Origin of the sequence: Paraburkholderia heleia NBRC 101817 (assembly GCF_000739775.1) — a bacterium.
GTDB classification, from domain to species: Bacteria; Pseudomonadota; Gammaproteobacteria; order Burkholderiales; family Burkholderiaceae; genus Paraburkholderia; species Paraburkholderia heleia.
On sequence record NZ_BBJH01000008.1, the window covers coordinates 209,626 to 223,688 of the forward strand.

The following is a 14,063-nucleotide window of genomic DNA, read 5'->3' on the forward strand; positions in this document are numbered from 1 at the left end:
ATACCCGTGCGAACTCAAACCGTCCAGGTGTCGATCACGAGCGCGTTCGACTTGCGATGCAGCAGCTTCAGGTCGAGCACGTCGAGCGGATTGATGGCCCGCACGCCTTCGATCAGCGCGGCTTCGCTTTGCCCGTAGAGTGCCTGCAGCGCGAAGCGGCACGCGTAGACCTTGCCGCCTTCGGCCATGAACTTCATCAACTGGTTGTTGAAGTTCAGATGACCCGGAAAGGCTTCGGCCCCGAGCGTCGGGAAACCGCGCTGCACGCCCAGCATCACACCCGGGCCGTAGAGCAGGATCGACGTTTCAAACCCCTTGCGCTGCAAGCGCGTGGCCTGGAGCATGTTGACGAAGCCGATGGAACCTTCGAACGCGACGGTATGGAACGTGACGAGCGCTTTCTCGCCGCGTTCTGCCTTGACGTCCTCGAAAACCTTCTCTTCGTAATCGACGAGGAAGTCACCGGTCTTGTGGGCGGGCGTGGTGATGGCGGGCATTGCATGACTCCGTTCAATGATTGAGGACTGTGGCCGACCGGTGGCCGGCGTCTGTCTTTTCGCAACGGGTATGCCATCAAGTGGCACGCGTCATGCAATCAATTGCCAATCAATGCCGCGTGCCGCGAATGATCCAGGTGATGATTTCTCGCGAAGCGCGGGCGAGGCGCGCGTGGATGATGTGGGTCGCAATCCGCACAGCGCCGCGTTCGCCCCGGCGTTGGGCAACACGCCAGCGATTCAGGTGCATGCATGCATCATTTCGGATCATTCGATGCGATCACCTGCAATCAATTGTTTTATTTTTCGCGACTCATTCTCACTAGAATGAATCAGCCCATCCTGGAAGGCGCTTTTGCGCAATGCCCTATGTCGAACATGACCGCCCACTGGCTCAAACGGCTTGCCGAAAGTGACAAGCCCGTTTATCAGACCATTCCCGATCTCATCGAAGAAGACGTGGCGAGCGGCCGCCTGCGACCACGTGACCGCCTGCCGGCGTTGCGCGATCTCTCCGACGCACTCAAGATCAATTACACCACGCTCGCGCGCGGCTATGCCGAAGCGCGCAAGCGGGGCTTGATCGATTCGCGCGCGGGCAGCGGTTCATACGTGCGAGGACGGCCGCCCGCGGTCCCGCTTCGCGCTGGCACCGCGCTGGAAATGACCATGAACATGCCGCCCGAGCCGCCGGAATTGACGGCGCTGCTCGCGGAGTCGGCGGCGCAGATCATCGGCACGGCCGACCCGTGGTCCATGCTTCGCTATCAGGATTTTGGGGGCTCGCAGTTCGAGCGCAGCATGGCGAGCCAGTGGCTGCGCCACACGCTGCCTTCGCTTCGCGCGGATGCGCTGCTGGTCTGCCCCGGTATCCATAATGCGCTCGTCGCATTGCTGCTGCGGCTCGTCAAGCCCGGCGAAGCCATCTGTACCGACTGCCTCGCGTATCCCGGTTTGAAAGTGATCGCAAATCAGCTGGGCATGCCGCTCGCACCGTTGCCCCGCGACGACGAAGGCCTCAACGCCACGGCGTTCGAAGCGCTCTGCAAGACGCGCAAGCCCGGCGTGCTCTACTGCAATCCCACGCTACAGAATCCGACCACGCGCACGCTCTCGCAAACCCGCCGCGAGCATATTGCCGATATCGCGCTTCGCTACAACGTGCCCATCATCGAAGACGACGCCTACGGCATGCTCTGCGAAACGCCGCCTGTCGCGCTCGCCACGCTCGCGCCCGAGCTCACCTACTACGTGACGGGCATGTCCAAGTGCTTCGGCGCAGGCTTGCGTGTGGCCTTCGTCGTCGCGCCGGGCGCGCGTCATGCGGAGCGGCTTTCGGGCGCGTTGCGCGCGACCACCGTGATGGCGAGCCCGTATATGTCGAATCTCGCGGCACGCTGGATCGAAAGTGGCGTTGCGCAGCAAATGCTCGAGGCCATTCGCAATGAATGCGCAGTACGCCAGCACATCGCGGCACAGGTGTTTGCGGCGCGCGAAATCGAAGCGTCCAGCGACTGTTTTCATCTTTGGCTTACGGTGCCTTCGGAAACGGGCTGGAGTGCTTCGGAACTCGCATCGCATTTGCGCACGAAGCAGATTGGCGTGGTCTCGGGCGCGGCATTCAGCACCGATGGCAATCCGCCCAATGCCGTGCGCATCTGCCTTGGCGGGCCCGGCGATGCAACGGCCATGGAGGAGTCGCTGCACCTCGTGGCGGACATGCTCGATCATCCCGACCATCTGCATTCGCCAATGCTCTGAAAGGCGGCTTGCTCATTTTCGGCGAGGTCTACTGGCTTCGCTCCTGAGTACGCCCCACCGCGACGCTTTCCGCCCCAACAGTCAACAGGCGCAACTGTTCAAGCAACTTGACCGCAGGACTCGGCAAGATGCCGTGGCGGCGCCGAAACACAGTGAGCGTGCGCTTTCCGACTACGCCGGGAAGATCGAGCGTATCGAACACACCGGCCTTGCTTTCAGTGAGATACATCGGACATTGCGGTATCGGACTACGGATTTCCAGCTTTCCTTCTGCGCGGATTGCGTGTCGACCACCGTTCCGGCGATAAGCGAGGGTTCGCGAATCGTTCGATACATCAGATAGGCGAGCACAAGCCCCGGCGCTGCGACGATGGCGAAAACGATACGCCACGACGGCACGACACCAAGCAACTGCGTGGCAATAATCGGCCCGAGCCCCAAACCAAACAACGCGAAGCATCCCTGGATGAAGCCAAGGTTCAGCCCGCGACGTTCGGCCGGGGACGCGTCAGCTGCGGCAGCGAAGCTCGTCGGGCAATTCGAGCCTTCGGTCATACCCATGAGAACCCGCGACAGGATTAAAACCGAGATCCCGCTGACCAGCCCGGTTGCGCCTGACAGAAAGGAAAACAGGATAATGGAAGGAATAAGGATTCTCCGACGACCAACCCTGTCGGAGATTCCTCCCATCAGAACAGCAAATATGCCCCACGTGAGACCTAAGGCTGCAGTAACGTTGCCGAGATCCTGATATGTCAGGTTCAGATCACGCATCATCTGAGGAAAGAGCGGCGTGATTAGCCAACGGTCAAGTCCAACGAGGCCGAAGCCAAGTGCAAGCAGGAATACAGTCTTTCTTTCATAGCGTGTGTCGTTTGCGATGTTATTAGTCATGTCGTCTGTGTCTCCGGTGGCAAGGGGTCGCAAATCGGCTGCGATCTGATGCGGTGTTCTCCAGGCAGAACCGCGCAGTGCGACCAATCGTCGGTCGCGAAAAATTTCTGCGGTTGACTGACAGCGAACGACTTTTTGACCGGGGGACGACAATCGGCTATGGAGTAGCCGGCTTTGTCAGGGCGACAGGAGGGAAGCGGTGGAATGGAATGATGAAAAAGACGACATCACTTGACCAGGGTAGCGGCCAGGGTAAACGCACGATTTCCCGGAAAGCCGCATCCGATAAGGCTATGCGAGCCGGTCAGACCACAGAGGAATATTTCCGACCCGGATTCGCTGAAGGAATACGTCGACGAGCCACCGCGATCAAAGTTCAAGAACCCGCGCCTCAGCGCCCGGCGCCAGGACCGGTTCGTAACGTTAGCCGGTTCGTTACCGCCCTGACACCACGGACTGACCTTGCCGCGTTCCCGGCCCGCGCGATCTGTGAGTGGTGTGGCACCGACCCTGTCAGCGTAGCGATACCGCTGCGTACCCGGACCTGAATATTCATGGAATTCAGGCCTGGTGTCCGAACGAGAGCACGGCGGACGTCACCAGCCAGCATCGTATCCGACCTGCCTCGCTGCGTAGACGGCGCCACCGCTCCAGTTTGCGCGGACCTATCGACAGCGGAACCTGTACTTGTTTGGGCGCTCGCATAGGTTGTGCCATTTACGGTGGCGAATGCTAACAAGGCACCGATGAGTCGTCGCTTATCGCTGCTTCTCATGCTCGCTCCTGTAGTTGCACGCCGCTTCCTTGCATGAAAAGAAACCTGCAACCGTTTTCAATGCGCTTTCCAACTGAGCTGATCCGGTCCTTTTCGATATTACAACAGATGCTCTCCAATTCATTCGACCTGCTAACCCATTATGCGCGAGCGGCGGCGTGCCCGGCATCGAACAGGCAACGCTTAGGTTGTTGATTTCGCATCCTGCTCGACTGATGCGACGACCTTGAAGAAGCCGTCGAAGACGAAGAAGATCATCAGCATCGCGGTCGGACCCCACGCGTCTTCTACCAGCCGTACTTGAGTTCGATACCCGCGTAGTCGGCGTTGTGACCGCCGGCCTGGCGTATCGTGTTCCCTACCTGAAAGTGCACGGCTTCGATCGAACCAATGAGGTTCGCCGCAATCGTCCAGTCCGCGCGCAACTGCACATACATACCGGTCCACAGACTGCCCTTGCCTGCCGTGCCGGGCACGACCTGACTGCCCTGTTGATACACGGCGTCGCCGGTCGTCTCGCGCCACTGGAAACCCAGCGCACCGAGCAGCGCGAGATTCGCAGTCGGCTTGAGCGTGATGGAAGGCTTCACATGAATCAGGTTCGAGTAGCCCGTATAGCCGGCCAGCGTGAAATAGTAGCCGTTAGGAAACAGCGGATTGAAGGTGCCGATCCGGCCATCGTTCGGATGCCGGTCGCCCGAAGCCGCATCGACTTGCAGGCCGATGCGCGGCGACCAGGGCATGTCGAGTTTGTAGCCCGCGAGCGTGCCGATCGCCCACGCGCCGATCGTGCTGTTGCCGACCGTACCCGTCTGCAACATGCCTTCGGCGTCCCAGTCGAAGCGCCCTTGCGTGCCGGTGTAACGCAGGTCCCATACGTCACGGTGCTCGGGACCGCTCGCATCGAGATATCGTGCGTTGCTGCGGTTATAGCGGGACCAATAGCCGGACAGATCGCCGGGGCCCACCGACTGGCGCTCGAAACGCACGCCGCTGAACGTGAGATCGCGATTCGACACGTCGTCAAAGACGGTCGCGTCGCGGTACTGCACGGGCTGCGTCGCGTACGCAATGAAGCGCCACCTCTGATATTCGTAGTCGGCCCAGACGGCGTCGAACGCCTGGCGCACATTCGGGCCATCACGCACCGAAATGAAACGCTGCAAGTCGAACGCCATTTCCTGGCGGCCAATGCGAACCTTGACCGTGCCGCCGCCGAGTGCGCCCGTATAGGTCACGAATGCCTGCTCGACATCGAGCGGATTCTTGTCCACGGGCGTAACTGTGTTCTTGCCGAATGGACGAGCGTCCTCGAGTTGCACGAAGAACTGCCAGTGCTGCGCGAGATGTGCGTCGGCGTGCACTTCGACGCGCTGGAGCAGGTACGTGTCCGACTGAGCGGAACCGATGCCGAACAGCGGCGCGTTGTTGCTTTCGATCCGCTCGCGCAGATTCACGCCGAGCGAAAGATACGACGAGGGGTCGCCGCCGAGCGGGATGTATTTGAGGCCGTCGAGCGGCTTGCGCGCAACGCACGGATTGGCGAGCACGGACCAGTCCTCCTGCCAGCGGTTGAACATGACGACAGGACGTTTGACGTCGCATGTGGCGACGGTCTGGGTGTTTTCTGTTTGCGCCGCCAGGGTGCCAGCCGTATTTCCCGTACCCACCGGATCGGCCGTGAGGCTTATCCCTGCTGCGGATTGCGTGGCGGTTTGCGCGAACGCCGCATCGGCGGCCGTCAGCAACAGCCCTGCGATGGCCGTCACGCTGGCGGCCTTTTCGAACCGCCGCCTGCGCATCGTGCTCGATACCATGAATTTCCTTGCCGTTGCCGGCTTATGATTGGATGTGTCCGCCCGGCTCACCGTGCTTCACGTGTGCCTGGCGTCGCCGCGCGCTCGTATTCGCCGGTGGCGAACGCGAGTCCCGCAAGCGCGCACGCCGGCGCGAGCAGCGCCCAAAAGCCTGCGTAGCGCAACGCCAGCGCTCCAGCCACCGCACCGATCGCAAATGCGACAATGGCCGGCATCATCTTCGCGAAGCGCGCGCGTGCGGCGTCGCGCGCGCTCCCGGCCATACTCGCGGACAGCATGTCGACTACGTCGAGGATGGCCTGGGTGACGTTGCCCGTCATCACGGTATTCGGCACGCCGGCACGCTGGATCAGGCGCGGATGCGCGTTCTGCACGCCCATCGCAAACGCACCGACCACACCGGCCACGATGACCGGCAGGCTGTCGGGCCGGCTGACCGGCGTCGCCCAGACACCCGCGAGGCAAAAACCGACCATGAGCACGGCTTGCACCAGATGAAGCAGGCGCGCGCCCTGACGTGCATACGCCGCGGGGAGCGACCGCACCAGCAGGCTGCTGAGCACAACCCCGCCGACGAATGCGGGAAACACGATCAGCTTGAGCACGACGCCCTTGCCGTAGCCCGCAATGCCGGCGCCGATCAGCACGAAGTTGCCTGTGACGTGCGCGGTAAACAACCCGAACAGCGCCACGAAGCTCAGCGTGTCGACGAATCCGGCGATGGCGGCGAGTATCGTGTCCTCGTGTTTCATTTCGCCGCGTTAGCGTGAATCTCGGCGATGTAGCCGCCTGGGAACTGGACAATCGCGGCGGCGCGTCCTTCGGAAGTGAACGGCGCAACGAGCACGCTGACGCCCGCGGCCTTTGCCTTCTCCAGCGTCTCGGCGAGATTCGCTACTTCGTAGCCCGCCATTTCGCGCCCGAACGGATAAGGCAGATGGCCGTCGGTCACGAGCACGGTCATCTTCCCGAAGCCCGATTCAATGCGGACGCGGCGATAGGTGTCGTTCGGCCGTCCGATTTCGACGCCCGGTGCGTTAGCTTCGTCGGACACCACCTTGCCGTGCGAGAAGTTGACATAGGCATGGACCAGCTTGTGCAGGTTTTGCGGCGACACGTACACACGATTCTCGGGCACGGTCAGGAGCGCATCGTAATGCGGCGCCTGGGTGTGCCAGTAGAGTTGCATGTTGACGCCGCCCGGCCACGTGACGACCGCGTCGCGGCCGATCGGATCAGGGAACGTATCGACGATCACGTCCGCGCCGAGCGCGCGCGCCGACTTCACCGCCGCGTCCATGTCGGTCACGAGGTAGCCCGTGCGCTCAGCACCGAACGGCCAGGGAACGGGCGTCTTGAAGCCGAACACGGAGATCGTGCCCACCGGCGTGAAGACGAGTTGCGACATCGTCTGGCTCGGCGTCGGCGTAACCTGGAACACGCCCTGCTTCGACTTGCTGCCGCCGAATGTCGCCACGAAGCTGTCAGTGAAGCGGTCGAAATCTTCCGGCGCAACGTACACGTGGGTCGTGTCGTACTGTGGACCGACCGCGACCCACGGCGCCTGCGCCGGCAGTACCGGCGGCTTGGCGAACGACACGGGCGCAGCGACGAGACCGCCCGCGATCATCAGGGCAACGAGTACGGAGCGAATGGCTTTCATAACGGGATTTCCTTGATATTTCGTTTTGCTGATCGATCAAATGCGGCCGTCGCCGGCCGCGGGTTGTGCATCGCCGAGCATGGTCGCGAGCACGAGCGCCGCGATCAGACCCAGATGTTCGAAAAAACTGTTGAGTGCCATGAAGTGCGCGGTGCCGGTCTGATTCCAGAAATCGTTGGCGACCAGCATCGCCACGGCCGTGAGCATACCGAGGCCGCCCGCACCCATCCAGACGAAGCGGCGCAGGACGATGCACAGCGAACCGCCGACCTCGACCATGATCGCAAGTGCCGCCCACAGCGCGGGCGGATGCAGGCCGAAATGCGCCTGCTCCGCGATGGCGCTGCCGAAGTGCAGCGCCTTGTCGACGCCGCCGATCAGATACGCGGACACCAGCGCGAGGCGCATGAGCGCAGCGACCCACCACTGCGAAAGCAGCGCACGCACCCATACGGGGTTGCGACGGCCGCTCAGCACCGTCATGTCAGATCGCCCAGCAGGAGCAGCCTAGCGCACCCCAGAAGCCCGTGGCATCCGAGGTCGGCAACGTGCTGCCCCATGCGCTCGCGTGGCCGTGGCCATGCACGTCGCACGCATTCGCGCATGCGCACATCGCGGCTGCCGCCGCGCGCTGCAACGGCGCGCCCTCGCGCTGCTGATCTGCGTACCCGCGTCCCCAGCCGCCATAGCCGCCGTACTGGCGCACCGGCGACCAGTCCGGCATGGCGGGCGGAATCGGCGCGTCGTATTGCGAGAACGGGCCTGCGCCCCAGACAATCCTGCCGCCCACGACCGTGAGCAACGCCGTCGTCGCGGCGATATCGTCTTCTGCACACGCAAAGAAGTCGCGGTCCGGCACCATCAGGTCGGCGAGCTGCCCGACGGCGATGCGGCCTTTGCGGCCTTCTTCGTTCGAGAACCAGGTGACGTACTCCGTCCACATGCGCAACGCCGTTTCGCGATCGAGCAGATTGCGCTGCGGATACATCCGCAGGCCGCCGACCGTCTTGCCAGTCACGAGCCACGCAAGGGACACCCACGGGTTGTACGACGCCACGCGTGTGGCGTCGGTACCGGCCGAGACCTTGATGCCCTTGGCAAGCATCTTCGCAACGGGTGGTGTGGCTTCCGCCGCCTGCGCGCCGTAACGCTCGACGAAATACTCGCCCTGGTAGGCCATGCGGTGCTGCACGGCGATGCCGCCGCCGAGCGCGGCGATGCGGTCCATCGAGCGCTCGGAAACGGTTTCCGCGTGGTCGAAGAACCAGTTCAGGCCCGCGAGCGGAATGTCCTGGTTGACCTTCTCGAACACGTCGAGCGCGCGGCTGATGGTTTCGTCATAGGTGGCATGCAGCCGCCACGGCCAGCGGTTCTGCGCCAGCACGCGCACCACGCCTTCGAGCTCGCCTTCCATTCCGGGCGGCAGTTCGGGGCGCGCGACACGGAAGTCCTCGAAGTCGGCCGCCGAGAACACGAGCATTTCGCCCGCGCCGTTATGCCGGAAGTAATCCGAACCATCGTGATACTTGACCGTGCGTGTCCAGTTCGCGAAGTCTTCCTTTTCGGCCTGCGGCTTCTGCGTGAAGAGGTTGTACGCGATGCGCACCGTCATCTCGCCCGCCTCATGGAGCTTGCGGATGACTTCGTAATCGTCGGGATAGTTCTGCGAGCCGCCGCCCGCATCGATTGCGCCGGTCACGCCAAGACGATTGAGTTCGCGCATGAAATGGCGCGTCGAATTGTATTGATACTCGGGCGGCAGCTTCGGACCTTTCGCGAGCGTCGCGTAGAGGATCGAGGCATTGGGACTCGCCAGCAGCAGGCCAGTGGGGTTGCCCGCGCTGTCGCGCAGGATCGTGCCGCCCGGCGGCTCGGGTGTTTCCTTCGTATAGCCCACTACGCGCAGCGCAGCTGCGTTGAGGAGCGCACGATCGTACAGATGCAGGATGAACACGGGAGTATCCGGCGCCGCCGTGTTGAGCTCTTCGATGGTCGGCAGCCGCTTCTCTTCGAACTGATGCTCGGTGAAGCCGCCGACCACGCGCACCCATTGTGGCGCGGGCGTGATGGCCACTTGCTGCTTGAGCATTTCCATGGCGGCGGCGAGCGAGCGGACGCCGTCCCAGCGCAACTCCATGTTGTAGTTGAGGCCGCCACGAATCAGATGCAGGTGATTGTCGATCAAGCCGGGGAGCGCTGGGCGGCCGCCGAGATCGACAACTCGGGTCGCGCCGCCCGCGAGCGGCATGACCTCGGCGTCGCTGCCCACTGCCACGAAGCGGCCTTCGGCAATCGCCACGGCAGTGGCAGTCGGGTTCGAACGGTCGAGCGTGGTGAACCGTCCGTTACGCAGAATGAGATCGGGATGGGTGGCGGTTGCACACATGTGCGTTTCCTCGCTTCACGTACTTCGATTAAAAGCCGAACAACGGCTTGAGGGTTGAGATGGCCTGCGCGCCGATTACCATGCCCAGCAAACCGATGAGGGCAACGAGAGGCGGCGCCGGCGAGCGGACCTTGATGGCGCTGTAGATCACGCCGGCGAGCGCGCCCGCACCAAGCGACACGAGATACGTTTCCATACGCTCAGACTCTTCGAAGGATTAAAATGAGAGGGCTTGCATCCCGGCCCATGCCGCCGGGATCCGTTCCGGGTACGCGCAGCGGCGTTGCGCCCGCATCGACGCGGCAGGCCCACTCGACGTTCCGTTTGCAACATGCTCCAACATGCAAAATCTCCCTGATCTCGAAGCCTGGGCCATTTTCTTGCGCGTGGCGGAAACCGGCTCGTTCGCCAAGGCGGCCGAACTGCTCGGCATTTCGCAGCCCACAGTCTCCAAGGCCATCGCCCGCCTCGAAAAAAAACTCGGCACCATGCTGCTGTACCGCACGACACGCAGGCTCTCGCTCACGCCGACCGGCGAACAGTTGCGCGAGCGCGCGATGCAAGTGCTCGCCGCGGCCGAAGACTTCGAAAGCGAAGCATCGGCACTCGCGCTCGAGCCGCACGGCGTCGTGCGCGTGAACGCGCCGATGTCGTTTGGCCTGCGGTATCTCGCGCCGCTGCTTCCCGAGTTCCTCTCTCGCTACCCCGGCGTCGATGTCGAACTCATGCTCACCGACCATCTGGTCGACATCGTGGCGGGCGGCTTCGATGTCGCGATCCGGATTGCCGAACTCAGCGATTCCTCGCTGCGCGCGCGACGCCTGTGCGCCGTGCGCCGTCCGCTCGTCGCGGCGCCCGCCTACCTCGAACAGCACGGACGTCCCGCGCATCCGCGCGATCTCGAACGGCACGCCATCCTGACCTATACGAACCTGCCGACGCCGGAGTGCTGGCGCTTTCGCCATACGGCGTCCGGCAACGAACATGCGGTGCCTGTGCGCGGGCGTATCCGCACCAACAACGCCGACGTCATCGCGCCTGCGCTGCTCGCCGGGCAGGGCATCGCCCTGCAACCGGAGTTTCTCGTGTGGGACGCGCTGCAGCGCGGCGAACTCGAGCATGTCATGGGCGAGTGGGCGATCGCCGACATCAACGTGAACCTCGTCATGCCCCCCGGCTTCATGCGCACCACACGCGTCACGGCATTGATCGACTTCCTCGTGGAACATCTGGCCCATGCACCATGGGCAATGCCCGAGCGCTGACGGCACCTGTCCGCCTGCGCCTGCCGATGCAGCGTCTTTGCATGAAACGCGCCGCATCGGCATCGGGGGCCGCGAGGAACGCAATTACTTTGCCGGCACTGCCGCAAGCAGCTCGTGCGGCGCAGCCGTGCGCTGCTGGGCTTTGTGAACCATGGTGTAGGCATAGTCGATGCCCATGCCATAGGCGCCCGAATGCTCCTTCGCAATCGCCATGACCGCGTCGTACGTTTCGCGGCGGGCCCAGTCGCGCTGCCACTCGAGCATGACCTGTTGCCACGTGACGGGCACGACGCCGGCCTGAACCATGCGCTGCATCGCGAAGTCGTGCGCATCCTTCGACGTACCGCCGGAAGCGTCAGCCACCATGTAGATTTCGTAGTCGCCTTCGAGCATGGCGCACAACGCGAACGTCGTATTGCAGACCTCCGTCCAGAGACCCGCCACGACCACCTTCTTTCGGCCGTTCGCCTTGAGTGCATCGCGAACCTTCTGGTCGTCCCACGAGTTCATGGACGTGCGTTCCAGCAGCTTGTGTTTCGGGAATACGTCGAGCAGTTCGGGGTACGTATAGCCCGAGAAGCTTTCCGTTTCGACCGTGGTGATCGTGGTCGGAACGTCGAACACCTTGGCCGCCTTGGCAAGCGCGACGACGTTGTTCTTCAGCACCTGGCGGTCGATCGACTGCACACCGAAGGCCATCTGCGGTTGTTGATCGATGATGATCAGCTGGCTGTTCTGCGGAGTGAGGACTTCAAGCTTCGGATTGCTCATGACTGGTATTTCCTTTCAACCGGGGGAGAAGAGACACTACCTCGCGGCTATAACCGCGAGGTGACCAAGGTGTATTGCGCTGGCGTTATCGTTTGCCAGCTGCGGTCATTTGACACGCTAAAGAGGACATTCAACAACTAAAAAATGGAATTAATCTAATTCCAGAAAATTTACCCTTAAATAATCTGAATACCCTTTTCCCGATTATGAAAATTCGATACCGTTGCGAATAACCAGCCGTGCAGCCTGTTTCCACGCAGCGGCCGTCAACGAGATTCGTATCATGAAACCGTATATTCTTTCGCTGCTTGCGGGCATCCTTATTGGCGTTGTCTATTACGCAATTGGCGTGCAGTCTCCGGCTCCGCCCACCATTGCACTGGTGGGGCTGCTAGGCATGCTGGCCGGCGAGCAGATTCTTCCGCTCGCGCGTCGCATGCTCTCGGGCGACAAGCCGCGCGCGGCGTGGCGCGAAGCAAAATGCGGCCAGCATATGTTCGGCTCGCTGCCGGGCGCTCAAGTATCCGACGCTGCGGCCAGGGACCGGCAATCATCGTGATGCATCGCCATATACCTGTTCCCGCACTGCCTCACCTGCCGGCACGCGGATGAGCAACGTCGAGCTGTTTCACTACCTGTTGCTGCTGATCTGTGGCGCGGGCGCGCTAACCTGGCTCGCCGGGCGCGCCTCGATCCCGCCGGCCGTCATGCTGCTGCTGGGCGGCTGCGTAGTCGCCGTCGCCGGCAAGCGCGTGCCCGACATGGACCCCGACCTGCTGCTCGTGGCCGTGCTGCCGCCACTGCTCATGTCGAGTTCGTTCTACACGGCATGGAAGGAATTCCGTCAGGAGCTCGCCACCATCGCCTCGCTCGTGCTCGGGGCGGTCGCGTTCACCACCGTTGCCGTTGCGGTGGCCGTACGCGCCTTCAACCCGGACCTGTCCTGGGCCGCCTGCTTCACGCTCGGCGCAATCGTCTCGCCCCCCGACGCGGTCGCCGCAAAAGCGATTCTCCAGCGCAATCCACTGCCCGCAAGACTTGTCGCCGTGCTCGAAGGCGAAAGTCTCGTGAATGACGCTTCTGGCCTGCTGCTCTATCAGATGGCCGTTTCCGCCGCGCTGGCGGCCTCTATCACTGCGGCGAGCGGAACGGGGTTGTTCTTCGCGCTCACGTTGATCGGCGTCGCAGTGGGGCTCGCCTGCGGCCAGGCCATGTGCTGGGTGCTGCCGCGTTTGCGCGATCCGATGCTCGGCATCGTCTTGACCTTCGTGATGGCGTGGGCGAGCTACGGCATTGCCGAGGCCGTGCACGGCTCGGGCGTGCTCTCGGTGGTGACCTGCGGGCTCGTGCTCGGTGTGCGCCAGCACCGGGTATTCGACGCCGACATGCGCATCAAGGCCAGGTCGACATGGGAAGCGATCGTGTTCGTGCTCGACGCGCTCGTCTTTATCCTGATCGGCCTCGCGTTGCACGGCATTCTCGCGGGCGTGAATCACGAAGGCGCCGTGCTGGCGGCCGGGCTGCATGTCGCGTTGCCGGCGACCGCGGCGGCCATCGCCGCGCGCCCCGTCTGGGTATTCGCCGCCATCTGGCAGCCAGGCAGGTTGCGCGCAAGGCGCACAGGCGGCCAACCGTGGTCGTTCGCCGAGGCCGTGGTGCTCAGTTGGGCCGGCATGCGCGGCGTCGTGAGCCTCGCCGCCGCGATTGCGCTGCCCGGCAATTTCCCGGGCCGCGACCTGATCGTGTTCAGCACCTTCCTGCTCATCATCGCAACGCTCGTCGTGCAGGGCGGCAGCCTTGCGCCGCTCATCCGGCTGCTGAAGCTGCGCCCCGCCGCGCGCCATACCATGTCCGAGCACGAGGCGCGCGCACAAACATTCGGTGCGTCTCTTGCCGCGCTCGATGAAATCGGCAAGCGCCCGTCGGATATCGAACGCGCCACGCTGGAGCGCCTGCTCGCCGAATACCAGGTTCGCGTGAACGCCAACCAGGATGCGCACGCATCCGGCGCCGATCGGGTCGAGCACCGCGCGCGCTTCCTGCGCGTCGAACTCGAACTGGTCGGCGTGTCGCGCGCGACGCTGCTCGACCTGCACCGCGCCGGCAAAGTGGACGATGCGGTTCTGCATCGCATCGAATCCGAACTCGATCTCGAAGAGTTGCGGCTGCAACGTCTGCTCGAACCTTGAAGCGCGGCGCCGATGACCGCGGGACTTCAGTCCGGCTTGTCCTTA

General features: G+C 63.1%; 15 protein-coding genes. 4 read left to right on the top strand and 11 right to left on the bottom strand.

The genetic code is table 11. The features are described 5' to 3' along the window. Nucleotides 1-14: 14 nt before the first annotated feature. On the bottom strand, nt 15-497 hold the full coding sequence (locus BHE01S_RS09745; RefSeq protein ID WP_042263177.1) for an MSMEG_0572/Sll0783 family nitrogen starvation response protein: 483 nt from the start codon (nt 495-497) through the stop codon (nt 15-17). Between the two features lie 109 nt (nt 498-606). Next, nucleotides 607-747, bottom strand: coding sequence for a hypothetical protein (locus tag BHE01S_RS38750; RefSeq protein ID WP_218000405.1), 141 nt, complete (start codon nt 745-747; stop codon nt 607-609). Nucleotides 748-866: 119 nt separating this feature from the next. Between BHE01S_RS38750 and BHE01S_RS09750 the strand changes: the two genes are divergently transcribed. Continuing rightward, the gene (locus BHE01S_RS09750) at nt 867-2,258 is read left to right on the top strand and encodes an aminotransferase-like domain-containing protein (protein WP_042263318.1); all 1,392 of its coding nucleotides are present in this window, start codon (nt 867-869) and stop codon (nt 2,256-2,258) included. A 171-nt stretch (nt 2,259-2,429) separates the two neighbouring features. On the opposite strand, the gene BHE01S_RS09755 is transcribed toward BHE01S_RS09750, so the two are convergent. The 8 genes from BHE01S_RS09755 to BHE01S_RS09785 form a co-directional block, all read right to left on the bottom strand. Beyond that, the gene (locus tag BHE01S_RS09755) at nt 2,430-3,152 is read right to left on the bottom strand and encodes an MFS transporter (protein ID WP_052405799.1); all 723 of its coding nucleotides are present in this window, start codon (nt 3,150-3,152) and stop codon (nt 2,430-2,432) included. Between the two features lie 391 nt (nt 3,153-3,543). Further along, nucleotides 3,544-3,927, bottom strand: coding sequence for a BON domain-containing protein (locus tag BHE01S_RS39650; protein WP_084068713.1), 384 nt, complete (start codon nt 3,925-3,927; stop codon nt 3,544-3,546). 287 nt (nt 3,928-4,214) lie between these two features. Then, nucleotides 4,215-5,744, bottom strand: a complete 1,530-nt coding sequence (locus tag BHE01S_RS09760) for an alginate export family protein (RefSeq protein WP_042263179.1) — start codon at nt 5,742-5,744, stop codon at nt 4,215-4,217. A 47-nt stretch (nt 5,745-5,791) separates the two neighbouring features. Next, entirely contained in the window at nt 5,792-6,496 is a 705-nt protein-coding gene (locus BHE01S_RS09765) for a YoaK family protein (protein ID WP_042263181.1), read from the bottom strand. Continuing rightward, nucleotides 6,493-7,407: a hypothetical protein gene (locus BHE01S_RS09770; protein WP_042263183.1), complete on the bottom strand. Its 915-nt coding sequence runs from the start codon at nt 7,405-7,407 to the stop codon at nt 6,493-6,495. Before BHE01S_RS09770 ends, BHE01S_RS09765 begins: the two co-directional genes overlap by 4 nt. A 36-nt stretch (nt 7,408-7,443) precedes the next feature. Continuing rightward, nucleotides 7,444-7,890 carry a DoxX family protein gene (locus BHE01S_RS09775; RefSeq protein WP_042263186.1) on the bottom strand — a complete coding sequence of 149 codons (447 nt, stop codon included), beginning with the start codon at nt 7,888-7,890 and terminating at the stop codon, nt 7,444-7,446. Between the two features lies 1 nt (nt 7,891). After that, complete coding sequence (locus tag BHE01S_RS09780; RefSeq protein WP_042263189.1) at nt 7,892-9,793, bottom strand: amidohydrolase; 1,902 nt, start codon at nt 9,791-9,793, stop codon at nt 7,892-7,894. Nucleotides 9,794-9,821: 28 nt separating this feature from the next. Next, nucleotides 9,822-9,989, bottom strand: a complete 168-nt coding sequence (locus BHE01S_RS09785; RefSeq protein WP_042263191.1) for a DUF1427 family protein — start codon at nt 9,987-9,989, stop codon at nt 9,822-9,824. A gap of 145 nt (nt 9,990-10,134) precedes the next feature. On the opposite strand from BHE01S_RS09785, the gene BHE01S_RS09790 reads away from it, so the two are divergent. Next, complete coding sequence (locus BHE01S_RS09790) at nt 10,135-11,058, top strand: LysR family transcriptional regulator (protein WP_042263193.1); 924 nt, start codon at nt 10,135-10,137, stop codon at nt 11,056-11,058. An 84-nt stretch (nt 11,059-11,142) separates the two neighbouring features. On the opposite strand, the gene BHE01S_RS09795 is transcribed toward BHE01S_RS09790, so the two are convergent. After that, a complete protein-coding gene (locus BHE01S_RS09795) occupies nt 11,143-11,829 on the bottom strand; it encodes a hydrolase (RefSeq protein WP_042263194.1) in 687 nt (228 codons plus the stop codon). A gap of 283 nt (nt 11,830-12,112) precedes the next feature. Between BHE01S_RS09795 and BHE01S_RS09800 the strand changes: the two genes are divergently transcribed. Both BHE01S_RS09800 and BHE01S_RS09805 read left to right on the top strand, forming a co-directional pair. Beyond that, entirely contained in the window at nt 12,113-12,388 is a 276-nt protein-coding gene (locus BHE01S_RS09800; RefSeq protein ID WP_042263197.1) for a XapX domain-containing protein, read from the top strand. 49 nt (nt 12,389-12,437) lie between these two features. Beyond that, entirely contained in the window at nt 12,438-14,018 is a 1,581-nt protein-coding gene (locus tag BHE01S_RS09805) for a cation:proton antiporter (protein WP_042263199.1), read from the top strand. Nucleotides 14,019-14,063: the final 45 nt, after the last annotated feature.

Coding starts and splice junctions, on each gene's coding strand:
- BHE01S_RS09805 (WP_042263199.1), top strand. CDS start 12,438: ATGAGCAACGTCGAGCTGTTTCACTACCTGTTGCTGCTGATCTGTGGC.
- BHE01S_RS38750 (WP_218000405.1), bottom strand. CDS start 747: ATGCACCTGAATCGCTGGCGTGTTGCCCAACGCCGGGGCGAACGCGGC.
- BHE01S_RS09760 (WP_042263179.1), bottom strand. CDS start 5,744: ATGGTATCGAGCACGATGCGCAGGCGGCGGTTCGAAAAGGCCGCCAGC.
- BHE01S_RS09765 (WP_042263181.1), bottom strand. CDS start 6,496: ATGAAACACGAGGACACGATACTCGCCGCCATCGCCGGATTCGTCGAC.
- BHE01S_RS39650 (WP_084068713.1), bottom strand. CDS start 3,927: ATGAGAAGCAGCGATAAGCGACGACTCATCGGTGCCTTGTTAGCATTC.
- BHE01S_RS09785 (WP_042263191.1), bottom strand. CDS start 9,989: ATGGAAACGTATCTCGTGTCGCTTGGTGCGGGCGCGCTCGCCGGCGTG.
- BHE01S_RS09795 (WP_042263194.1), bottom strand. CDS start 11,829: ATGAGCAATCCGAAGCTTGAAGTCCTCACTCCGCAGAACAGCCAGCTG.
- BHE01S_RS09800 (WP_042263197.1), top strand. CDS start 12,113: ATGAAACCGTATATTCTTTCGCTGCTTGCGGGCATCCTTATTGGCGTT.
- BHE01S_RS09755 (WP_052405799.1), bottom strand. CDS start 3,152: ATGACTAATAACATCGCAAACGACACACGCTATGAAAGAAAGACTGTA.
- BHE01S_RS09750 (WP_042263318.1), top strand. CDS start 867: ATGTCGAACATGACCGCCCACTGGCTCAAACGGCTTGCCGAAAGTGAC.
- BHE01S_RS09780 (WP_042263189.1), bottom strand. CDS start 9,793: ATGTGTGCAACCGCCACCCATCCCGATCTCATTCTGCGTAACGGACGG.
- BHE01S_RS09775 (WP_042263186.1), bottom strand. CDS start 7,890: ATGACGGTGCTGAGCGGCCGTCGCAACCCCGTATGGGTGCGTGCGCTG.
- BHE01S_RS09790 (WP_042263193.1), top strand. CDS start 10,135: ATGCAAAATCTCCCTGATCTCGAAGCCTGGGCCATTTTCTTGCGCGTG.
- BHE01S_RS09745 (WP_042263177.1), bottom strand. CDS start 497: ATGCCCGCCATCACCACGCCCGCCCACAAGACCGGTGACTTCCTCGTC.
- BHE01S_RS09770 (WP_042263183.1), bottom strand. CDS start 7,407: ATGAAAGCCATTCGCTCCGTACTCGTTGCCCTGATGATCGCGGGCGGT.